We start from the raw sequence: 20,273 nt of genomic DNA, 5'->3' as shown, positions 1-20,273 counted from the left end.
GAGGATTTTGCACATGACTGATTCGACTCAACTGTTCCCGCCCTTCGCCGAAGAAATGCTCCCCGGCGGCGGCCATCGCTCCTTCGTTTTGAAACGCGGCCAACTGCTGCGCCTGACCGACCTGCGCGGTGGCGCCAACGTCAGCCTGACGCTGCTCAACGCCAATGAAAAAACCGAACGCCTGAACCTGCCCGACAGCCTCAAATGCCAACACACCGCCAAGCTCACCACCGGCCATTGCCTGTACTCGGACATGGGACGCGTGCTGGCGGCCATCACCGCCGATACCTGCGGCTGGAGTGACAGCCTCGGCGGCGTGCTCTGCGCCGAAGAAGTCGCGGACAAATACGGCCAGGGCCGCTATCAGGAACTGCGCAACGGCTTCTTTCGCAACGGCACCGACAACCTGTTGGTAGAGCTGGGCAAGTGGGGGCTGGGTCTGTCCGACCTACTGATGACCCTCAACCTGTTCAGCCGTGTGAACGTCGATGAAACCGGACGTTTCCACTTCGTCGAAGACAACTCCAAGGCTGGCGACTACATCGAGTTGTACGCGCCGATGGACACGCTGGTGGTGCTGACCGCCCTTCAGCATCCGATGGACCCGACACCTGAATACGCACCAAAACCCCTGAAGCTCAGCTGGATGAACGCCGACGCCAGCGTCGCCGAACACTGCCGTACCTCGCGCCCGGAAAACGAGCGCGGCTTTATCAACACCGACCGCCTGTTCGCCTGAGGATCGCTGCCATGTCACTCGCAATCGCCACTGCTCAACAGCAGCCTGAAAATGCGGTCTACCGCGCCACCATCCCCGCCGGCGAACCCTGGCTGATGGAGGTCAAGGCCGGCCAGACCTTGCGCATCCTCGACCTGGAAGGCAATCAGGCCGTTGACACCCTGTTCTACAGCGTCGCCAACCCTAAAGAACGCTACGACGTGCAACGCACGTTACGCCGGCAGAACAGTGTCTACCTGAGCACCGGCAGCGTGCTCTATTCCAACCTTGGCAAGCCGATGCTGACCATCGTCGCCGACACCTGCGGCCGCCACGACACCCTCGGCGGCGCCTGCGCCCAGGAGAGCAACACCGTGCGTTACGCGCTGGAGAAACGCTACATGCACAGCTGCCGCGACAACTACCTGCGGGCCTGCGTCCACGACGGGCGGCTGGGCAAGGGCGACATCGGGCCGAACATCAACTTCTTCATGAACGTGCCGGTCACGGCGGATGGCGGGCTGACGTTCGAGGACGGGATTTCGGCGCCAGGCAAATACGTCGACCTGCGAGCCGAGATGGACGTGATCGTGCTGATCTCCAACTGCCCGCAACTGAACAACCCGTGCAATGCCTACAACCCGACCCCTGCGGAGCTACTGGTATGGAACTGAAATTAGCGCGGTTGCGGCGGTGGTTGTTTGTCTTGTGCCAGGCCCGCTCCGGCCAATGCCTCAAAAAGTAAAAACACCAAAATCTAGTGTGGGAGCGAGCCTGCTCGCGATGGCGGAGTGTCAGTCACATCAATTTCGAATGTGCCGACGCTATCGCGAGCAGGCTCGCTCCCACAGGTTCGGTGGTGTTCTAAAGAGCATTGATTTTGCCGTCGAGGACGACCTCGGCGCCTATCGAAAAACTGCGGGACGGCCCGCATCCCAGGTCGAGGCTGATGCGCTATCGCCTCCAGGGGTTTTGCCATGTTCGAAAAAGTCCTGATTGCCAACCGTGGCGCCATTGCCTGCCGCATCCTGCGAACCTTGCGTGAGTTGCAGGTCAAGGGCGTCGCCGTTTATTCCGAAGCCGATATCGCCAGCCTGCACATCCTGCAGGCCGATGAAGCCCACAGCCTCGGTGAAGGCGCTGCCGCCGGCACCTATCTGGCCGTCGACAAAATCCTCGCCATCGCCAAAGCCACCGGCGCCACGGCGATCCATCCCGGCTACGGTTTCCTCTCGGAAAATGCTGCGTTTGCCGAAGCCTGCGAAACCGCCAACATTGCCTTCATCGGCCCGACGCCGGAGCAACTGCGTGTGTTCGGCCTCAAGCACACGGCTCGCGCCTTGGCCAAGCAACACGGCGTACCGATGCTCGAAGGCACCGAACTGCTCGACAGCCTCGACGCGGCGTTGATCGCCGGCGAACAGGTCGGCTATCCGGTGATGCTCAAAAGTACCGCTGGCGGTGGTGGCATCGGCATGCGTGTGTGCCGCAGCGCGGCCGAACTGAGCGAATCCTTCGAAGCGGTCAAACGCCTCGGCCAGAACAATTTCAGCGATGCCGGTGTGTTCATCGAGAAGTACATCCAGCGTGCCCGGCACCTGGAAGTCCAGGTGTTTGGCGACGGCCAGGGTGAAGTGATTGCCCTCGGCGTGCGTGACTGCTCGGTACAGCGACGCAACCAGAAAGTCCTTGAGGAAACCCCGGCGCCGAACCTGCCTGACGGCATGGCCGAAGCGCTTTGTGCAGCAGCGATCAAACTGGCAAAAGCCGTGAACTACCGCAGCGCCGGCACGGTGGAATTCGTCTTCGACAGCGAGGCGCAACGTTTCTACTTTCTGGAAGTGAACACCCGCTTGCAGGTGGAGCACGGCGTCACCGAGCAAGTGTGGGGCGTGGATCTGGTGCGTTGGATGGTGGAACTGGCGGCCGGTGATTTGCCGCCATTGAGTGAGTTGAGCCGAGGGCTGAAAGCCGACGGCCATGCGATTCAGGCGCGGCTCTATGCCGAGGATCCGGGTCGGGATTTTCAGCCGAGCCCTGGCCTGCTCACTGCTGTGAATTTCCCCGTCGCCGATGGCAAACTTTTAAGGATCGACACCTGGGTTGAAGCCGGTTGCGAGATCCCCCCGTACTTCGATCCGATGATCGCCAAAGTCATCAGTTGGGCGCCGAGCCGCGAAGAAGCGGCTGCTGGTCTGCATCAGGCCTTGGGCGACAGCCTGCTCTACGGGGTGGAAACCAACCGCGATTACTTGCGCCAGATTCTGCTGGATGCACCCTTCGCCAGCGGCCAACCGTGGACCCGTTGCCTGGAAGGTCTGGTGTATCAGGCCAACACGTTTGAAGTGCTCAGCGCCGGCACGCAGACCAGCGTTCAGGACTATCCCGGTCGTCTCGGCTATTGGGCGGTGGGCGTGCCGCCGTCGGGGCCGATGGACAGCCGTGCGCTGCGGTTGGGTAACCTTTTGCTGGCCAATGACGAAGGTGCAGCGGCGCTGGAAATCACCATGAGCGGGCCGTTGCTGCGCTTCAATTGCGATGCCGTTGTGGCGGTGACCGGCGCGACGATTCCACTGACGCTGAACGGTGAGACCGTAGCGATGAACACTGCGCTGCTGATTCCCGCAGGCGCTACTTTGAGCTTGGGCACGATTGCCGGTGCAGGCGCACGCAGCTATCTGTGCCTGCGCGGCGGTCTGCAAGTGCCGGATTATCTGGGCAGCAAAAGTACCTTCACACTGGGGCAGTTCGGTGGTCATGGCGGTCGAGCGTTGCGGGCCGGGGATGTGTTGCATGTGCCGGCCTTGAGCGACCGCAGCGCCGGTCAACAACTGTCTGAACAACAGGTCACCGAGTTGCCTGCCGTGCGGCAAATCCGGGTGATCTACGGCCCGCATGGCGCGCCGGAATACTTCACCGAACACTACATCGGCACCTTCTTCACCACGCAGTGGGAAGTGCACTTCAACTCCAGCCGAACCGGTGTTCGGTTGATCGGGCCGAAGCCTGAATGGGTGCGCGCGGATGGTGGCGAGGCAGGTCTGCATCCGTCGAATATTCATGACAATCCGTATGCCATCGGGGCTGTGGATTTCACGGGTGATATGCCGGTGATCCTCGGTCCCGACGGTCCGAGCCTGGGTGGATTTGTATGCCCGGTGACGGTGATCGAAGCGGATCTTTGTCAGCTTGGGCAGCTCAAGGCCGGGGATAAAATTCAGTTCGTCCCGGTCGATCTGAAAACCGCCCGCCATCTCGCCCTGAAATGGAATCCCTGTGGGAGCGAGCCTGCTCGCGATGGGGCCAGATCAGACACCGCGTCAACTTCATCGCGAGCAGGCTCGCTCCCACAGGGGGTTGTGTCGCCTGTGGTATTGGATCTTGGTCAGGGCGATACGTGGTTGGTTGCCCGGTTGTCCGGCGACACGCATCTACTGCTGGAAATCGGTGCGCCCGAACTGAACCTGGTCCTGCGCTTCCGCGCCCACGCCCTCATGCAAGCGCTGGAAAGCAAACACCTGCATGGCGTGATCGACCTGACGCCGGGCATCCGTTCGCTGCAAGTGCACTACCAACCCGAACAACTGCCACTGGCCGATCTGCTCGGCATCGTCTCCGGTGAATGGGACGCCGTGTGCGCCGCCAAAGACCTGCAAGTGCCTTCGCGCATCGTCCATCTGCCGCTGTCCTGGGACGACCCGGCCTGCCAGTTGGCGATCGAGAAATACATGACCACCGTGCGCAAGGACGCACCGTGGTGCCCGAGCAATCTGGAGTTCATCCGTCGCATCAACGACCTGCCCAACCTCGACGAAGTGCAGCGCACGGTGTTCGACGCCAGTTACCTGGTCATGGGTCTGGGCGATGTCTACCTCGGCGCACCGGTCGCCACTCCGCTCGATCCGCGGCATCGTCTGGTGACCACCAAGTACAACCCGGCCCGCACCTGGACCGCCGAAAACTCGGTGGGCATCGGTGGTGCCTACATGTGCGTGTACGGCATGGAAGGCCCCGGCGGTTATCAGTTCGTCGGCCGCACGTTGCAGATGTGGAACCGCTACCGCGAAGTCGCTGCGTTCGATGGCAAACCGTGGCTGCTGCGGTTCTTCGACCAGATCCGTTTTTACCCGGTGAGCGCCGATGAACTGTTGCGCATTCGACGGGATTTCCCCCTCGGGCGTTTCGATCTGAACATTGAACACAGCCAGCTGAATCTGGCGGACTACCAGGCCTTCCTGGCGAAAGAAGCCGAGACCATCGCAGCCTTTCGCGATCAGCAAAAAGGCGCGTTCAACGCCGAACGCGAGCGCTGGATCGCCAGTGGCCAGGCGCATTTCGACAGCGAAGAACTGGCTCCGGAAGTGACCGAAGATGCACCACTGGCCAGCGGTCAACAGAGCGTCGACAGCCACATCGCCGGCAACCTCTGGCAGGTTCAGGTCGAGACCGGCAGCCGCGTCGCCGCCGGTGATGTGCTGGTGATTCTGGAGTCGATGAAGATGGAAATCCCGCTGCTCGCGCCCATGGCCGGTGTGGTGCGCGAGATTCGCGTGCAACCGGGTTCGGCGGTGCGCGCCGGACAGCGCGTCGTGGTGCTGGAACTCGACTGAACCCATTTTGAAAAGGATTAACGCCATGAACATCAATCTGCAACTCGACGCCCTGCGCAGCGCTTATCGCGTCGGCAACATCACGCCCCGTGAACTGCTGCTGAGCCTGCGCGATAAAGCCGCGGCGTTGAACCCGGACTATCACCTGTTCATCCACTTGCTCAGTGTTGAAGAGCTGGAACCGTACCTCGCCGCGCTCGACGGTCGTGACATCGACAGCTTGCCGCTGTACGGCGTGCCGTTCGCGATCAAGGACAACATCGACCTGGCGGGCATTCCGACCACAGCGGCGTGCCCCGCGTTTGCCTACGTGCCGGAACGTTCGGCGACCATCGTCGAGCAATTGCTGGCGCTGGGGGCGATTCCGCTGGGCAAGACCAACCTCGACCAGTTCGCTACCGGCCTCAACGGCAGTCGCTCGCCGTATGGCGCTTGCCCCAACAGCGTGTTGCCGGAGTATCCGTCAGGTGGTTCCAGCGCCGGGTCTTCGCTCGCGGTGGCGCTCGGCGTGGCGAGTTTTTCGTTGGGCACGGACACGGCGGGATCGGGACGTGTGCCCGCAGCGCTGAACAACCTGGTCGGGTTGAAAGCCACCAAAGGGTTGATCTCCACGGCGGGCGTGGTGCCGGCCTGCCGCACGCTGGACTGCGTGACGACTTTCACCGCGACCGCTCGGGAAGCCAGCCAGCTACTGGCGCTCACGGCGCACCTCGACCCGCGAGATGAATACAGCCGCAGCAATCCGCTGTGGAACGACGGTTCGGCGTTCGGTGCACCACGCCCCTTCCGTTTCGGCGTGCCGCGTGCGCAGGACCTGGAGTTCTTCGGTTGCCCTGAAGGCCCGTTGTTGTTCGGCGATGCCATCGACCAGCTCAAGGCCATGGGCGGTGAAGCGGTTGAACTGGATATGTCGCCATTCCTCGAAGCGGCTCGATTGCTCTATGAGGGACCGTGGGTAGCCGAACGCTACAGCGTGGCTGGCGAGTTGATGGAGCAAAACCCGCAAGCCGTGCTGCCGGTGATTCGCGCGGTGCTGGCCAAGGCTCCGGCAGTCAGCGGCGTGCAAACTTTCCGTGCCCAGTATCGGCTGCAAGCCCTGAAAGCCGTGTGTGACAGAGCGCTGGAACACCTTGATTGCGTGCTCACGCCAACCATCGGCCGCGCCGTCACGCTGGCGGAGCTTGCGGCCGAACCGGTGCTGCGCAATTCGGAACTGGGTTACTACACCAACTTCATGAACCTGCTCGATTACGCCGCCGTCGCCGTGCCCAGCGGACTCATGGGCAACAGCCTGCCTTGGGGTGTGACGCTGTTTGGCCGGGCGTTTACCGATCAGTATTTGTTGGGTGTGGCGGATGCGCTGCAGCGTCAGCAAGGTTCGAGGTTATCGGCGCCGACGACTGTCGCGCGCAATGATCGCGCACGGCTCGTGGTGTGTGGCGCGCATCTGGACGGGTTGGCGTTGAACTGGCAACTGAAGCGGCGCGGGGCTCGGCTGGTAGAGACGACGTTCAGCTCACCGGATTATCAACTGTATGCATTGGCCGGCGGCCCGCCGTTTCGTCCCGGGATGGTTCGGGTGAAGGACGGTGGCGTAGCGATTGCAGTGGAAGTGTGGGAATTGCCGAGCAGTGAACTGGGTTCGTTCCTGACCGGGATCCCGGCGCCGCTGGGTTTGGGCAAGGTGCAACTGACGGATGGGCGTTGGGAGAGCGGGTTTATCTGTGAGGCGTATGGGCTGGAGGGCGCGGTGGATATCAGTCATCTAGGCGGATGGCGTGCTTACTTGAAAAGCCTTGGCTAGCACGTAGGAACGATCAGAACCTGTGGGAGCGAGCCTGCTCGCGATGGCGGTCTAACAGGCAAAAATAATGTCGCCTGACACTCCGCAATCGCGAGCAGGCTCGCTCCCACATGGACCGCGCTGTACCTGTAGGCTTGCCCGCGAAGACGTCAGCCAATGCGCCCCAGCCGCTGATCCTTGCCGATTCGCCCTACAAATGCCGCAGTTATTTCCCCGCCGTGCCACTAGAATGCTTGCCATCGGGTCACTGCCAACGGAATCGTCATGCCGCTTCGCTCGCCGCTGTATTCACAACGCTCGCTGGTCCTTACGCTGATCGCGCTGCTGGGGGCAGGCTTTCTCGCGACCTCATTCCTCAGTTACTACGCGTCGCGCGCCTCGATCCGCGACAACATCGTCAACACCGAACTGCCGCTGACATCGGACACGGTCTATTCGGAAATCCAGAAAGACCTCGTCAGACCGATCCTGATTTCCTCGATGATGTCCCGCGACACCTTCATGCGTGACTGGGTGGTAAGCGGCGAGCAGAACCCCGAACAAATGACCCGTTACCTCAACGAAGTCATGACCCACTACGGTGCCTACACCGCGTTTTTCGTCTCCAACACATCACTGACCTACTATCACGCCAAAGGCGTGCTCAAGCAGGTCAAAGTCGACGAGCCTCGCGATGCCTGGTACTTCCGCGTGCGCGACATGGTCGATCCCTACGAGATTAACGTCGACCCGGACATGGCCAACAAGGACAACCTGACCTTCTTCATCAACTACAAAGTCTACGACTACAACAACCGTTTCATCGGCGCAGCGGGTGTCGGACTGACCGTCGATGCGGTGATCAAGCTGATCGACAAGTACCAGCAGCGCTACCAGCGCAGCGTGTATTTCGTCGACACCTTCGGACGCCTGGTGCTCACCGGTGCCGACGGCGGCCCACAAGGCTCGCGAGTCGGGCAGACCCTCGGCGAACTCGACAGCATGAAGAGCCTGGTCAGCCAACTGCCCAAACCCCACAGCGGCAGCTACGAATATTCCGTCCAGGGCCAGGGACATTTCCTCAACGTGCGGTTCATCCCGGAGCTGAACTGGTACCTGTTCGTCGATAAACGCGAAGACGGTGCCCTCAGTGAAATCCGCCAGTCGCTGTACCTCAACCTGCTGATCTGCCTGATCGTCACGCTGATCGTGCTGGCCCTGCTCAACCAGGTCATCAAGCGCTACCAGGGCAAGATCCAGGCTCAGGCGACGCTCGACAGCCTGACCGAGTTGCCCAACCGCCGCGGCTTCGACCTGTTGGCCGCGCAAGCCATGCACGAGGCCCAGCGCGAGCCCAAACCGCTGACCGCGTTGCTGCTGGATCTGGACCACTTCAAAGTCTTGAACGACACCTACGGCCACCTGGCCGGCGATCAGGTGCTGATCGGCTTCGCACGGGATCTGGAGAGTTGCCTGCGGCACTCCGACATTGTCTGTCGCTGGGGCGGTGAAGAATTCATCGTGCTACTCAAGGACACCGACGGTGAGACCGGTCTGATGATCGCCGAGAAAATTCGTCAACATGTCGAACAACAGCGTTATGCCTACAACGATCAGGCATTGCAGCTGACAGTCAGCATCGGCGTTACCACGCTGCAAACCGATGACACCTTGCACATGCTGCTCTCGCGGGCCGATCATGCGATGTATCGGGCCAAGCAATCCGGTCGTAACCGAACCTGCGTGGAAATGCCTCACTCCAGTTATGCATAGTCCTACATGAATAAACCTGAATGCTGCCCGGCCTGCGGTGCGTCCAACGACTGCACCCTGGCCGACCCTCGAACCGCCGATCGCGCTTGCTGGTGCTACGGCGTCAGCATCGACCCGGCGGTGCTAGAAGCGCTGCCGCCCGAACTGCGCGACAAGTCCTGCCTGTGCCCACGCTGCGCGCAGGTCGAGGCGCAGTTGTAAGCAAGCGCCCGGCCGATCACGTAAGATGTGCGGCCCTTTTCCTGTCGATTCCCTTGTCATGCGCGTTGACCGCTTCCTCAGCAACCTGCCCCGCTTCAACCGTAAGCAGGTGCGCCTGTTGCTGGTGGAAAAGCGCGTCAGGATCGACGGAAAAATCGTCAGCGACCCGCACGCTGAGGTCTTGGAATTCAGCCGCGTCGAAGTCGATGAGCAAGTGCTGCAAGCCGGCAAGCCCGCACGCTACTTCATGCTGCACAAGCCGCCTGGTTGCGTCAGCGCTACCCGTGATCCAGAGCACCCGACCGTACTCGACCTGATCCACGAGCCGGACAGCGAAGACCTGCACATCGCCGGGCGCCTGGATTTCAACACCACCGGCCTGATGCTGATCACCAACGACGGCAGCTGGTCGCGACGTCTGACCCAACCACAGACCAAATTGCCCAAGGTGTATTACGTCGAGACCGAGCAGACCATCGGCCCCGAGTACGCGATCAAGTTCACCGAGGGCCTGTATTTCGCCTTCGAAGACCTCACCACGCAACCGGCCGAACTGGTCGTGCTTGGACCAAAGTCGGCACGCCTGAGCATCGTCGAGGGCCGTTATCACCAGGTGAAGCGGATGTTCGGCCACTTCGACAACAAAGTGTTGCGCCTGCACCGCGAACGCATGGGCCCGTTGGTACTCGACAATGCGCTAAAACCGGGCAAATACCGCGCGTTGCGCACCGAAGAGATCCAATCGATCTAAGCAGACGACCGCTCAGCAGAAGTTGTCGAACAATTTACGAATGACACTTGCGTGATGACGTGACCCCTGCTTGAATCAGGACGTCGGCCGAAATGTGACCGACGAGTCACAATATACTTCTAAGAAACTTTTTGTCGGTAGAGAACCCTCAGGTTCCGCGGTGCACCGGCAGACTGCCCGCCAATAACAATACCCGTCGACCGGACTGCAATGGATCGACATGGGCCTCTCAAATTCCAGGCGTATGCCTACCTGTCACAAAGCTCGTGCAATCTCATTTGCGCGCATACCCGCTTGCCAGGAGTCTTATGACATGAGGCCAGAAATCGCTGTGCTGGATATACAGGGTCAGTATCGGGTTTACACGGAGTTCTATCGCGCAGACGCCGCAGAGAAGACCATTATCTTGGTCAACGGCTCGATGGCCACGACTGCGTCGTTTGCACAGACCGTGAAAAACCTTCATCCGCAGTTCAATGTGGTCTGCTACGACCAGCCCTACGCGGGCAAGTCAAAAGCCCACAACCTGCATGAGAAATTGCTGACCAAGGAAGTCGAAGGGCAGATCCTCCTGGAGCTGATCGACCACTTCGCCGCCGAACACGTGCTGTCGTTTTCCTGGGGTGGCGCCGCGACCCTGGTTGCCCTGGCCCAACGGCCACGACGCATCGAAAAAGCCGTGATCAGCTCGTTCTCCCCGGAGATCAATGCGCACATGCTCGATTACCTCGAGCGCGGCATCGATTACCTCGGCAGCCGGGACGGCGACCGGGTCGGCAACCTGGTGAACAGCACCATCGGCAAACACCTGCCGACCCTGTTCAAACGCTTCAACTATCGCCACGTCAGCTCCCTGGCCGAGCATGAATACGGGCAGATGCACTTCCACATCAGCGACCTGCTGCACAGCGATCGCCAGTGCTTCCTCAAAGCCGCTGAAAAGATCAACGTGCCAGTGCTGTTCATGAACGGCGAATGGGACGAATACACCGCCGCCGATGGCGCCCGGTTATTCGCCGATCACGTGAAACACGCCACCTTCACGACGCTGGACGCGACGGGCCACTTTCTCGACATGGAACACAAAGCCGCCTGCCGGGACAGCCGCAACGCACTGCTCGGTTTCCTGAAACCTGAGCAACTGGCAAGCCGACCGCGTTACCACTACGTCCAGGACCACCATGCATTCGCAATCTGAAACAGCGTCATCGCGAGCAAGCTTCGCCCTATAGCGTTAAACGCATTCTTGTAGGCGCGAGGCTTGCCCGCGAACGACCGTCACCCGGTCTGATGTCTTGTTTCACCTGCGCTAAAGCCATCCCGCGCAAAGAAAAACTTCATTTCCACGCGCACATCTGGTACAAAGTCAGCCGCTCTGAGCGGGTGTCGTATAATGGCATTACTCCAGCTTCCCAAGCTGATAACGAGGGTTCGATTCCCTTCACCCGCTCCAATCGAATTTAGTCTCACGTCAGGGTGGTTTTGACGGGGGATGCAGCAACACAAAAAACCGGCCCAAGTGGCCGGTTTTTTTATGCCTGAAAAATGAGCCAGGCAACCGCTTCGATGGTGATGGAAAAATCCTGCAATACAGAAAACGCCTCATTTGAGGCTATCCGCGAACCACCCCCTCACGCTCTCCTAGGATGTTTTCTTACCACCTGACCATTGGTGCCCGAGAGGACTCAGTGGTTATAGTGTTGATCATAAAAGTTCAGTAGGTATAGTAACCACCTAAGCACACCACCGGGAGGTGATGTGAATAGCCGATTTTTGATTAGCCAAATCGTCGCGGATGGTTGGTACCTGGTTCGGATCAGGGGTAGTCACCATCACTTTAAGCATCCGACCAAACCGGGTCTCGTGACAGTTCCTCATCCGAAAAAGGATTTACTCAAAAAAACGGCCATGAGTATTTTGCAACAGGCGCTGCGTTGACGATCTCAATGCGCGGCATCTCAGAAGGACAATGAACATGCTTTACCCAATTGCAATTTCAATGGGCGACAACGAACACGCATGGGGCGTGGAAGTGCCGGATATTCCGGGTTGCTACTCCGCCGGTGAAGATCTGGATGATGCGATGGCTATGGCTCGTGAAGCCATTGAGGGCCATTTCGAGATTCTGGCTGAGGACGGTTCGCCGATTCCACCGGCCAACAAAATCACCTTACATGTTGCCAATCCGCAATATTCAGGCTGCACTTGGGCTCTGGTGGATATTGATGTCACCAAATATCTGGGCAAAGCCCAGAAGCTGAACATCACACTACCCGGCTATCTGCTCAACCGTATCGATGAGTACGTACTGCATCATCCCGAGGAGAAAAGCCGTTCAGGTTTTCTGGCTTCGGCAGCGCTTAAGGTGTTGCAGCAGAGCTGATGACTTTGTTTTTTCAAGATGCACAAACCGGCCCCACGTGGCCCCCCACGTGGCCGGTTTTTTTATGGCCGGAATTTGGTGAAACGCTGATGCTTTTCGCCCATCCACCAGTGGCACGAAAGTGGCCAATTGTCGAAAAAGCAACGTCCTACACGACTCTGGGAATTGTCCGTACACTTGTCCATTGCTGTGCCTTTGTCATGAGACCTATAGTCCGAGCGCGCCCAAATGGCGTATCGGGTTTGGCGACTCGATGACTGGTACAGAAGCCTCCGAGAATTTCTCGGAGCGCTTTTGAACGCACTTGGCTGCCTCTTTTTTGGTGGCTGTGCGTGGGAGACCCTAGGGTCTGCCGGTTTTACCATGTCCCGGTTCGCCAACCCACGTACAGCTACCACCCTATTGTTTGGCGACGATTGAGTGGTAGGTCTTCCCTCCGATATGGTAACCACTCATGAATGAATACATGGCTTTAACCAGCAACGCCGACGACCTTCCCACTTTCTACGTCAACACCACCCAGCCGCTGCATTCCCTTCTTAGCTCCGCCCGCTACAGAATTGGTGCGGTGACGCAGGTCCTGGAAAACCTCGCGATGCGTGGCGACATCACAACTGACTCGGTGATTCTCAGCGACTTCGCATTGCTTTGCTGCATACCCTTGCGCGACGGTTGCGATGTGCTGGACGTTGTCGCTCGACGCATGGATGCGGAATAGTTCTGACGGGAAATGGGGGCACCTTTCCGGGTGCTCTTGCCGTTCCGTTAACAGATAGAACGAGCGACGAATTACTGTGGCGAGGGAGCTTGCTGCCGGTCAGCGTTAAGCGCTGAGTGATTCTTTTGCCGCCCCACGTATATTTTGCGTATAGATCCCCGCAAGCCAGTAAAGAAGCCGTAGCGCTGCATTGAGCCTCACCACAGATAATTTATTGTGCCCCCTCACACATCGCCAAGAGATCAACATGGAGCATTCAGAGTTGGGGATCATGATCATTTCAATGATCGGGTTGTTCGGCTTTGCTTCGTTTATTTTTGAATACTTGAGTACCCGGCGAAAGGACAGATAACTGCAGCGTTATCCGTCCTTTTTTTGCACTTAGCGAGTCGCGACGATAAACAACCGCGGAAACGGCAGCAGCACCGAACCATCGGCCTGCGCCGGATAAGCCCGCTCGATTGCCGCCTGATACTGCTTGAGGTACTGCGCCCGCTCTTCCTCATTCAACGGATCGAGAAAAGGCCGCAAGCCACTGCCCTTGAACCACTCGACCACGCCAGACGCGCCGCCCGCCAGCGGGTGATGGTAAGTCGTGCGCCATACGTCGACACGGGAACAGTGAGGTCGCAGCATCTCGTAGTAACCGCTGGCACTCTCCATCTCCGTTCGCTGCCCGGCGGCGCCCGCCAGTTTGCCACCCCAAGCACCATCGGCTGCCACTTCGCGCATCAGGCGATGGGACGGTTCGTTGAGGTTGTCCGGCATCTGAATCGCCAGACTGCCACCGAAAGAAAGCTTGCTCGCCAGTGCCGGCAGCAACGTTGCGTGGTCAGGCAGCCACTGCAGCACCGCGTTGGCGAAAATCACATCGAAGGGACCGTTCTCGTTCCAGGTATCGATGTCAGCGGTGTCGAATTGCACCTGCGGCAACCGCTTGCGGGCGGCCTCGATCATATCGGTCGAACTGTCGAGCCCACGCACCGTGGCATTGGCGAAGCGTTCCACCAGCAGCTCAGTCGAGTTACCGGGGCCGCAACCGATGTCGATGGCCGAGCGCACGTCCGCGCCGGGAATCGCGGCCAGCAAGTCACGGGCCGGGCGCGTGCGTTCATCTTCAAAAGCGACGTATTGTTTGGCGGACCAACTCATTGCGTTCTCCTGTCGGTGCGTTGTCGTGATGCGGACAACCGGTTCGCTACGATACATCGACGAGCGCATTCCGCCCTACCGACCTAAGTAAAAGTCAGACGCAACGCCCTCTACAGGTCGAGTAATGGGCGCGAACACTATTTATCCGCAGCTTCCTTATCCTGCATCTGCACCGAAGACCGGGTGCCATCCGTATTGTCTTTGGTTTCGTTATCCGAATTATCGAAGCAGCCTTGCAACGCGAGCAGGCAGCAGGAAAGGCAAAACAGGCGAGCGAGGTTCATCCGATTCTCCAAGGGCAAGGAACTGAAGTAGTGACTGCCTCCGGCGCCCATTGGTTGCGTCTTTTTCATGACGCGCGCAAATGTAAGTAGAATTTTCAACATGCCGTCGCTGTCACAAAATCAGGCGCATCCCGATAAGGAACACGGCAATGAAATTCGCAAAAATCTCGCAGAAACTCGCTCTGTGGGCCGGCAGTCCCAAGACGTTCATGGGCGCGTTGATTCTGATTGGTCTGTGGGGGTTGAGCGGGCCGATCTTCCAGTTCAATGATACCTGGCAGCTGATCATCAACACCTCGACCACCATCATCACGTTCCTGATGGTGTTCCTGATCCAGAACACGCAGAACCGCGATACCGACATCCTGCACTTGAAGATCGATGAGTTGCTACGCGTGAACAAGGAGGCGCAGAACGCGATGCTGGGGCTTGAACTGCTGGATCTCAAACAGCTGGAAGCGCTGCGCAAACACTATCGCGCGATGGGTGAAAAGGACGTACACGGTCTGGCGGGGCTGGCGGCATCGAGCCAGCGCAAACAGGATCTGAATGAGTGCTGAGCACAAACAAAAACGGCGCGTGATGTGAATCACGCGCCGTTTACATTGAACACCGTTAAATGCTTGGTCTAGCGACTGGCTTGCAACGCCTTGGCCATTTCCAGGTGGTTTTGCAGTTTGGGCAGGGTTTCTTCAGCGAAGGCTTTGATTTCCGGCACATCGGTTGTCTGCGCGACCTGCTGAATCTGCTCGATGGCTTCCTGGGTAGTCTTCACCTGACTGGCGGTATAAGCCTGGTCAAAAGACGTGCCCTCTTTCACTTCCGGCATCAAGGCTTTGGCCTTGTCGACCACCTCTTCGCGTGGGGCCACCGGCAAGTCGAGTTGCTTGGCGATTTTCGCCAGATGCTGGTTGGCGGTGGTGCGGTCGTTGATGACGACGATGGTGTAGTCCTTGACCTCCTTGGACTCGGATTTCTGGTGCGCCAGGCGACTGGCTTCGATGTCGGCCATGCCTTTGGCCGAGGCATCGTTGATGAATTCGGCGGGGGACTGGGCAAAGGCACTGCTGGCACACAGGCCCAGTAACGTGGCAAAGCTGGCATTGCGTAATCGGGTGGCCATCCGGCTCATGGTCGCGCCCTCCTCAAGAAAAAATTCAAACGGGAGCTTTCGCTCCCGCCTCTCAATCAAAACTACCTTCACCCACTATTTGGATTTCTGACCGCCTTTGCGGCCCATATCGGGTTTCGCTGGGTCTTTATCGACAGTCGTGGTGGTAGTTTTCCCACCTTTGCGACCGGCTTCAGACGCCTTCGTTCGATCGTTGGCGAAGTTTCCCGAGTTCGAGTTTCTTGAATTAGGCATGATTCTCTACCTCTTGGTGATGATCGCAGCGAGCAGGAGCCCGCATAGAATCTGAATTTCCATCACGGCAAAGGTTTAGAAAAGCTGGTATCGATGCGACGAACGGTGGCGCAATGTCAGGCTTCGATGCGCAGGTGATTCTCGCGTTTGGCGGCGTACATCGCTTCATCGGCGTGTCTGAACAATTGGCCTTCTTCCGTGCCGTGCTCGGGGTAATGCGCGACGCCGATGCTCGGCTGGATGTTCACACTGTGGCCGTCCAGCCGCAGCGGCTGAGCCAGGATCTGATGGATTTTTCCCGCCACGCTATCAGCGTCTTCCGAGGCCTGAATGCTGTGCAACAACACCACGAACTCGTCACCGCCAATGCGCGCCACGGTGTCGGTTTCCCGCACACAGCCCTTGAGGCGGTTGGCGACCGCTTGCAGCAGCATGTCGCCGACCGCATGGCCGTGGGTGTCGTTGACCTCTTTAAAGCGGTCGAGATCGACGTACAGCAACGCCATGCGTCCGCTCTCGGCCTTGGCCAGTGCCAGTGAGGCTTTCAGCCGGTCACGGAGCAACTCGCGATTGGGCAGTTGGGTCAGTTGGTCGTACTGGGCCATTCGCTGCAACCGGGCGTGCAATTGCTTGCGCTCGATCGCCGTCGCGATCTGGGCGCAAACGAACTGCAGCAACTCCTTGTCTTGCTCGGTGTAGCGCTCGCCGCCCGCGACGCTTTTTACGATCAGTGCGCCGATGGTGCCGTTTTGCGAGTTCAGTGGCACACCCAGCCAGCAAGGCGAATGCTGGCCCGCAACCAGTAGCTCAAACCCCTCCGGTGCGTCGTCCTTGTCCGGGGTCAGCAGAATCGGCTGACCACTGCGGAGCACCTCGGCACACAGACGTCCGGTGACCGTTCCAGGCTGTTCGGGTTGCGGCTCGTTGTCATCGACGTGGTACGGGAAATTGAGCTGCGCGCAGTGTTCGTCATAGAGCGCGACGGAGAAGTTCAGCGCCGGCAACCATTCACCAATGATCAAGTGGATGCGTTTGAACAGTGCCAGCAAGTCTTCCGCGGCATGGGCGGCCTCGGAGATCGCATACAGCGCCGCTTGCCGGGACTCTGCTTGCTTGCGCTCGGTGATGTCGCGGGCCACGGCGATGCGTAGCTGATCGACCTCCGACCAGCGAGCGGACCAAAGGATGTGCACCACGCGGCCATCCTTGCGCACATAACGGTTTTCGAAGTTGAGTTTGGGGTCGCCGCCCATGATCTCCCGCGCGGCGTCGAGGGTGCGCTGCCGGTCGGCGGGGTGCACCAGATCGATCATCGGTTGACCGACCAGTTCGTCCGGGGTGTAACCGAATATGCGCTCACAGGCCGCGCTGACAAATACGAAGCGACCTTGTTTGTCGACCGCACAGACGGCGTCCAGCAAAAGATCGATGTAGCTCGCCAGGGGCGCGGAATTTCTGGTTGCCATGGTGCAGAGAGCATGTCCAAACAATGCAGCAATAAAAAACCATCCCTGACCGATCAGTACAACTGACGCCTCCCTGCGATCAGCCTCAAGCCTTGTTCGGCATCAAACCCGGCAATGCATGCACCAGGGCATTGATGGCGAAACCGATAAACATCACCCCGCACAACCGGGTGATCGCCAGTTCATGCCGTTGATACAACGTACGCACCTGCCGCGCGCCCACAATCCCAATGAGGATAGCGTAGGCCATAAGGCCGCCGACAAAACTCAGGACGATCAGCCATGGCAACATCGACCAGTGCAGCAATTCTGCACGGCTGGACAGCAGCGCGGTAAAGGTCGCTACCGCCACCGGATACGCTTTCGGATTGGTCAAACCGAACAGAATGCCGTGCCAGAACGGCTGCCGCGCCGCGCCTTGAGGCGACTCGGCACTGCTGCGACGAGCCCGAATCGCGCGCCAACCGAGCCAGAACAGATACAGCCCGCTGATGACACCCAATACATCGAACGCGATACTGCCGATTTCCCGGGCACCGACAATCGCGATCAGGGCGGTACTGCACCAGACCACGTCGCCCAGTAAATGCCCGCAGAGAAACCCGGCCCCCGCCCGCCGGCCACGCGCTGCGCCAATCCCGAACACCGCCAATACACCTGGCCCCGGCGTGATGCCGTAGATAAAACCCGAGGCGAGAACGGCCATTAGCAGCGATGGGGTCATTGGAAGGCCTTTTGAACTACTTGGTGAATGCACGCAAGTCTATATCAGGTCCCCGCGCATCGAGTTACTGATCGTCGAAGAACTTCATCCCGGCATAAGGCCGCTGTCGACAGGCCGCCAGTCGTGATGCCAGATCGCCGACATGGGCCTCGAGCTTGTGCCCGTCCGGGTCGAGGAAATAGAACGATGCGCCTTCGCTGCGGTTGTCGCGCCATTCGTGCACGTTGGCGGTTCGCAGGCGTTCGACGAAGAGCGGGAAGTTTGATGCGCTGATGCTGAAGGCGTAGTGGGTGTAGTTGGCGGCGGGTTCGCAGTTGCGCAGTGGGTCGAGGGACAGGCAGAGCCACAAGCCCGGCAGCGAGAGATAGGCACCGGTGTCCCAAATGGCTTCAGGTTTGAATAGCAGCACATCTTGATAGAACGCCACGCTGCGGTTCAGGTCGGTGACGGCGAGGGTCAGGTGATTGAGGCCAGTCAGCAATTTTGTTTCCTCACGGGTATGTTCTGAATCAACGGTATCTGAGCGTAAACATAAGAAAATCTTGAGGCGAGCACGAAATCCCCTGCCCGATCCGCCCATTCAACCGGGCAAGTGGTGGCGTCGCGGGTGCTGGATCACTTCGGGCTGTTTGGATTGGTGGAGCGGCAGGACGTTGCGGCGGGTGTTTGCGGCGGGGGTTGTTGATTGCGGGAGTGGTGTTGATTCAGTTCAGTGCTTCGCCGGCGAAGGATTTGGTGACGGCCGGTTGAGCGATAACTGACAGTGAGATGTTGACTGTCAGGCCGTCATCGCGAGCAGGCTCGCTCCCACCTTTGATCTGCGGCGTGGCACCGATCGAGTGTGGGAGCGAGCCTGCTCGAGATGGCGGCCTGTGCAGCACCGCAGCTTTCAGAACTTGTCGAGCGTGCGCAGCTTCTGCGGCAACCCCCACAACAGCAGCGCGACGGCGATCAGTGCGCAGACGCCGATGACGTACAGCGCCGGTGTGGTGCTGCCGGTCAGGTCCTTGATCCGTCCGACCATGACCGGGCTGACAATGCCGCCAAACTGGCCGAGGGTGTTGATCACCGCAATCCCGCCGGCAGCACCCGCCCCGGCACCGGCCAACAGTTTCGGCGGCAGGGTCCAGAAGCTCGGGATGGACGCAATGATCCCGGCACCGAGCAGGCCCAGCGCAACAATCAAGAAGGTCGTGTGGTTGGCGAAGATCCCCGCACAGAAGAACCCCACCGCGCCCACCGCAACCAAACCGGCGACAAACTTGCGTCGCTCCCCGGTCGAGTCGGACAACCGCCCGATCACCACCATGCTGATGGCGCCGCAGACGTAAGGGATCGCCGTCAGCAAACCGATCATCACTGGGCTTTCGGTACCGGCGCTGCGAATCAGTTGCGGTGCCCAGAAGTTCAAGCCGTAGGACGCCACCTGAATCAGGAAGTAGATCAGCCCCAGGGTCAGGAAACCCGGGATGCGCAGGGCGGCGAGCAACGAGCCGCCGCTCTTGTGCGGTTCATGGTGCGCGATGCGGCTGGCCAGCAGGGTTTTCTCCGACGGCGTCAGCCAATGAGCGTCTTCGATGCGGTCCTTGAGCAAAGTCAGCACCAGCAAGCCGAGGCCGATGCAGGGCACGCCGCCGAGCAGAAACAGCCAGTGCCAGCCGCGCATATCCATAAAGCCGTCGAGGTGTTGCAGCACCAGCCCGGAGAACGGTGCGCCGACCAGGCCGGCAAACGCCGACGACAGAAACAGCATCGAGGTGATGCGTCCGCGATAGTGCTGCGGGAACCACAGCGTCAGGTAATACAGCACGCCCGGCGCGAAACCGGCCTCCATCGCGCCGATCACGAAGCGCAGCGCGTAGAACTGCCATTCGCTGTTGACGAAGACCATCGCCGCCGTCGCGAGGCCCCAGGACATCATGATCCGGGCGATCCAGCGGCGGGCGCCGACCTTGTAGAGCATCATGTTGCTCGGTACTTCGAAGATCACGTAACCGACCACGAACAACCCGGCGCCGAGGCCATAAGCGGTGTCGCTCAGGCTCAGGTCGGTCTGTAGCTGGAACTTGGCGAAGCTGATGTTGATGCGGTCGAAAAACGCGAACAGGTAGCAGACCATGATCAGCGGCATCAGCCGCCAGGCGACTTTGCTGACCAGGGCTTTTTCTTCGTCGTGGCTAACGGACGGGCTCGCGCCCGCCTCCAGTACATTAAGGCTCATGGTGCTTCTCCAGGCGGACTTCCCGTGGTGTCCGATTGTTTTTGTTGTCTGGTTGAGAATTGCTGTGTGGAAGCTTTTTTGTGGGAGCGAGCCTGCTCGCGATAGCGATGCATCAGTCGACAT

The 20,273-nt window shown here is 59.5% G+C and carries 20 protein-coding genes, 1 tRNA gene and 1 pseudogene; 14 read left to right on the top strand and 8 right to left on the bottom strand.

The features are described from left to right. Positions 1–13: 13 nt before the first annotated feature. From ACYZUD_RS31125 to ACYZUD_RS31070, 12 genes are all read left to right on the top strand, one after another. On the top strand, positions 14–739 hold the full coding sequence (locus ACYZUD_RS31125) for an urea amidolyase associated protein UAAP1 (RefSeq protein WP_462021624.1): 726 nt from the start codon (positions 14–16) through the stop codon (positions 737–739). 11 nt (positions 740–750) lie between these two features. Next, positions 751–1,392: an urea amidolyase associated protein UAAP2 gene (locus ACYZUD_RS31120; RefSeq protein ID WP_462021623.1), complete on the top strand. Its 642-nt coding sequence runs from the start codon at positions 751–753 to the stop codon at positions 1,390–1,392. A gap of 303 nt (positions 1,393–1,695) precedes the next feature. Next, positions 1,696–5,328 carry an urea carboxylase gene (uca, locus tag ACYZUD_RS31115; RefSeq protein ID WP_462021622.1) on the top strand — a complete coding sequence of 1,211 codons (3,633 nt, stop codon included), beginning with the start codon at positions 1,696–1,698 and terminating at the stop codon, positions 5,326–5,328. Positions 5,329–5,353: 25 nt separating this feature from the next. Continuing rightward, the gene (gene atzF, locus ACYZUD_RS31110; protein WP_462021621.1) at positions 5,354–7,132 is read left to right on the top strand and encodes an allophanate hydrolase; all 1,779 of its coding nucleotides are present in this window, start codon (positions 5,354–5,356) and stop codon (positions 7,130–7,132) included. 264 nt (positions 7,133–7,396) lie between these two features. Then, positions 7,397–8,884, top strand: a complete 1,488-nt coding sequence (locus tag ACYZUD_RS31105) for a sensor domain-containing diguanylate cyclase (protein WP_462021620.1) — start codon at positions 7,397–7,399, stop codon at positions 8,882–8,884. A gap of 6 nt (positions 8,885–8,890) precedes the next feature. Continuing rightward, positions 8,891–9,085, top strand: a complete 195-nt coding sequence (locus ACYZUD_RS31100; protein ID WP_462021619.1) for a cysteine-rich CWC family protein — start codon at positions 8,891–8,893, stop codon at positions 9,083–9,085. 58 nt (positions 9,086–9,143) lie between these two features. Continuing rightward, the gene (locus ACYZUD_RS31095) at positions 9,144–9,836 is read left to right on the top strand and encodes a pseudouridine synthase (RefSeq protein WP_462021618.1); all 693 of its coding nucleotides are present in this window, start codon (positions 9,144–9,146) and stop codon (positions 9,834–9,836) included. A gap of 313 nt (positions 9,837–10,149) precedes the next feature. Beyond that, a complete protein-coding gene (locus tag ACYZUD_RS31090; RefSeq protein ID WP_462021617.1) occupies positions 10,150–11,034 on the top strand; it encodes an alpha/beta fold hydrolase in 885 nt (294 codons plus the stop codon). Positions 11,035–11,215: 181 nt separating this feature from the next. Further along, positions 11,216–11,289: transfer RNA gene (locus ACYZUD_RS31085), tRNA-Gly, on the top strand. A 305-nt stretch (positions 11,290–11,594) separates the two neighbouring features. After that, a complete protein-coding gene (locus tag ACYZUD_RS31080) occupies positions 11,595–11,774 on the top strand; it encodes a type II toxin-antitoxin system HicA family toxin (protein ID WP_462021616.1) in 180 nt (59 codons plus the stop codon). Positions 11,775–11,811: 37 nt separating this feature from the next. Continuing rightward, positions 11,812–12,219: a type II toxin-antitoxin system HicB family antitoxin gene (locus tag ACYZUD_RS31075; protein WP_462021615.1), complete on the top strand. Its 408-nt coding sequence runs from the start codon at positions 11,812–11,814 to the stop codon at positions 12,217–12,219. Positions 12,220–12,673: 454 nt separating this feature from the next. Beyond that, positions 12,674–12,937 (top strand): short-chain dehydrogenase, encoded by a 264-nt coding sequence (locus tag ACYZUD_RS31070; RefSeq protein ID WP_462021614.1) that lies wholly within the window; start codon positions 12,674–12,676, stop codon positions 12,935–12,937. A 381-nt stretch (positions 12,938–13,318) separates the two neighbouring features. Here the strand turns inward: ACYZUD_RS31070 and tam are convergent, their stop codons facing one another. Next, positions 13,319–14,089, bottom strand: coding sequence for a trans-aconitate 2-methyltransferase (gene tam, locus ACYZUD_RS31065; RefSeq protein WP_462021613.1), 771 nt, complete (start codon positions 14,087–14,089; stop codon positions 13,319–13,321). A gap of 137 nt (positions 14,090–14,226) precedes the next feature. Then, on the bottom strand, positions 14,227–14,373 hold the full coding sequence (locus ACYZUD_RS31060) for a hypothetical protein (protein ID WP_462021612.1): 147 nt from the start codon (positions 14,371–14,373) through the stop codon (positions 14,227–14,229). Positions 14,374–14,522: 149 nt separating this feature from the next. Between ACYZUD_RS31060 and ACYZUD_RS31055 the strand changes: the two genes are divergently transcribed. Next, positions 14,523–14,933, top strand: a complete 411-nt coding sequence (locus ACYZUD_RS31055) for a low affinity iron permease family protein (RefSeq protein WP_462021611.1) — start codon at positions 14,523–14,525, stop codon at positions 14,931–14,933. Positions 14,934–15,001: 68 nt separating this feature from the next. Here ACYZUD_RS31055 and ACYZUD_RS31050 read toward each other — a convergent pair whose 3' ends face one another. The 5 genes from ACYZUD_RS31050 to fos all read right to left on the bottom strand — a co-directional run bounded on the left by ACYZUD_RS31050 (position 15,002) and on the right by fos (position 18,410). After that, positions 15,002–15,505, bottom strand: a complete 504-nt coding sequence (locus ACYZUD_RS31050; RefSeq protein ID WP_462021610.1) for a DUF4142 domain-containing protein — start codon at positions 15,503–15,505, stop codon at positions 15,002–15,004. A 75-nt stretch (positions 15,506–15,580) separates the two neighbouring features. Then, on the bottom strand, positions 15,581–15,739 hold the full coding sequence (locus ACYZUD_RS31045) for a KGG domain-containing protein (protein WP_010462447.1): 159 nt from the start codon (positions 15,737–15,739) through the stop codon (positions 15,581–15,583). Positions 15,740–15,855: 116 nt separating this feature from the next. Then, positions 15,856–17,205 (bottom strand): sensor domain-containing protein, encoded by a 1,350-nt coding sequence (locus ACYZUD_RS31040; RefSeq protein WP_462021609.1) that lies wholly within the window; start codon positions 17,203–17,205, stop codon positions 15,856–15,858. Positions 17,206–17,290: 85 nt separating this feature from the next. Then, complete coding sequence (locus ACYZUD_RS31035; protein ID WP_462021608.1) at positions 17,291–17,929, bottom strand: LysE family translocator; 639 nt, start codon at positions 17,927–17,929, stop codon at positions 17,291–17,293. A gap of 64 nt (positions 17,930–17,993) precedes the next feature. Further along, a complete protein-coding gene (gene fos / locus ACYZUD_RS31030) occupies positions 17,994–18,410 on the bottom strand; it encodes a fosfomycin resistance glutathione transferase (protein WP_462021607.1) in 417 nt (138 codons plus the stop codon). Between the two features lie 105 nt (positions 18,411–18,515). Here fos and ACYZUD_RS31025 point away from each other — a divergent pair. Beyond that, a pseudogene (locus ACYZUD_RS31025) lies at positions 18,516–18,679 on the top strand (DMT family transporter); the annotation flags it as partial. A 139-nt stretch (positions 18,680–18,818) separates the two neighbouring features. Here ACYZUD_RS31025 and ACYZUD_RS31020 read toward each other — a convergent pair. Continuing rightward, positions 18,819–20,150 carry an MFS transporter gene (locus ACYZUD_RS31020; protein ID WP_462021606.1) on the bottom strand — a complete coding sequence of 444 codons (1,332 nt, stop codon included), beginning with the start codon at positions 20,148–20,150 and terminating at the stop codon, positions 18,819–18,821. Between the last annotated feature and the right edge of the window lie 123 nt (positions 20,151–20,273).

This window comes from Pseudomonas sp. XS1P51 (genome assembly GCF_054897845.1).
This window is presented reverse-complemented; position numbering and strand designations above follow the sequence as displayed.

What these genes read in the sequence shown, in the direction of transcription:
- ACYZUD_RS31125 (WP_462021624.1), top strand. Translation starts at nt 14, where the DNA reads ATGACTGATTCGACTCAACTGTTCCCGCCCTTCGCCGAAGAAATGCTC.
- ACYZUD_RS31120 (WP_462021623.1), top strand. Translation starts at nt 751, where the DNA reads ATGTCACTCGCAATCGCCACTGCTCAACAGCAGCCTGAAAATGCGGTC.
- uca (WP_462021622.1), top strand. Translation starts at nt 1,696, where the DNA reads ATGTTCGAAAAAGTCCTGATTGCCAACCGTGGCGCCATTGCCTGCCGC.
- atzF (WP_462021621.1), top strand. Translation starts at nt 5,354, where the DNA reads ATGAACATCAATCTGCAACTCGACGCCCTGCGCAGCGCTTATCGCGTC.
- ACYZUD_RS31105 (WP_462021620.1), top strand. Translation starts at nt 7,397, where the DNA reads ATGCCGCTTCGCTCGCCGCTGTATTCACAACGCTCGCTGGTCCTTACG.
- ACYZUD_RS31100 (WP_462021619.1), top strand. Translation starts at nt 8,891, where the DNA reads ATGAATAAACCTGAATGCTGCCCGGCCTGCGGTGCGTCCAACGACTGC.
- ACYZUD_RS31095 (WP_462021618.1), top strand. Translation starts at nt 9,144, where the DNA reads ATGCGCGTTGACCGCTTCCTCAGCAACCTGCCCCGCTTCAACCGTAAG.
- ACYZUD_RS31090 (WP_462021617.1), top strand. Translation starts at nt 10,150, where the DNA reads ATGAGGCCAGAAATCGCTGTGCTGGATATACAGGGTCAGTATCGGGTT.
- ACYZUD_RS31075 (WP_462021615.1), top strand. Translation starts at nt 11,812, where the DNA reads ATGCTTTACCCAATTGCAATTTCAATGGGCGACAACGAACACGCATGG.
- ACYZUD_RS31070 (WP_462021614.1), top strand. Translation starts at nt 12,674, where the DNA reads ATGAATGAATACATGGCTTTAACCAGCAACGCCGACGACCTTCCCACT.
- tam (WP_462021613.1), bottom strand. Translation starts at nt 14,089, where the DNA reads ATGAGTTGGTCCGCCAAACAATACGTCGCTTTTGAAGATGAACGCACG.
- ACYZUD_RS31060 (WP_462021612.1), bottom strand. Translation starts at nt 14,373, where the DNA reads ATGAACCTCGCTCGCCTGTTTTGCCTTTCCTGCTGCCTGCTCGCGTTG.
- ACYZUD_RS31055 (WP_462021611.1), top strand. Translation starts at nt 14,523, where the DNA reads ATGAAATTCGCAAAAATCTCGCAGAAACTCGCTCTGTGGGCCGGCAGT.
- ACYZUD_RS31050 (WP_462021610.1), bottom strand. Translation starts at nt 15,505, where the DNA reads ATGAGCCGGATGGCCACCCGATTACGCAATGCCAGCTTTGCCACGTTA.
- ACYZUD_RS31045 (WP_010462447.1), bottom strand. Translation starts at nt 15,739, where the DNA reads ATGCCTAATTCAAGAAACTCGAACTCGGGAAACTTCGCCAACGATCGA.
- ACYZUD_RS31040 (WP_462021609.1), bottom strand. Translation starts at nt 17,205, where the DNA reads ATGGCAACCAGAAATTCCGCGCCCCTGGCGAGCTACATCGATCTTTTG.
- ACYZUD_RS31035 (WP_462021608.1), bottom strand. Translation starts at nt 17,929, where the DNA reads ATGACCCCATCGCTGCTAATGGCCGTTCTCGCCTCGGGTTTTATCTAC.
- ACYZUD_RS31020 (WP_462021606.1), bottom strand. Translation starts at nt 20,150, where the DNA reads ATGAGCCTTAATGTACTGGAGGCGGGCGCGAGCCCGTCCGTTAGCCAC.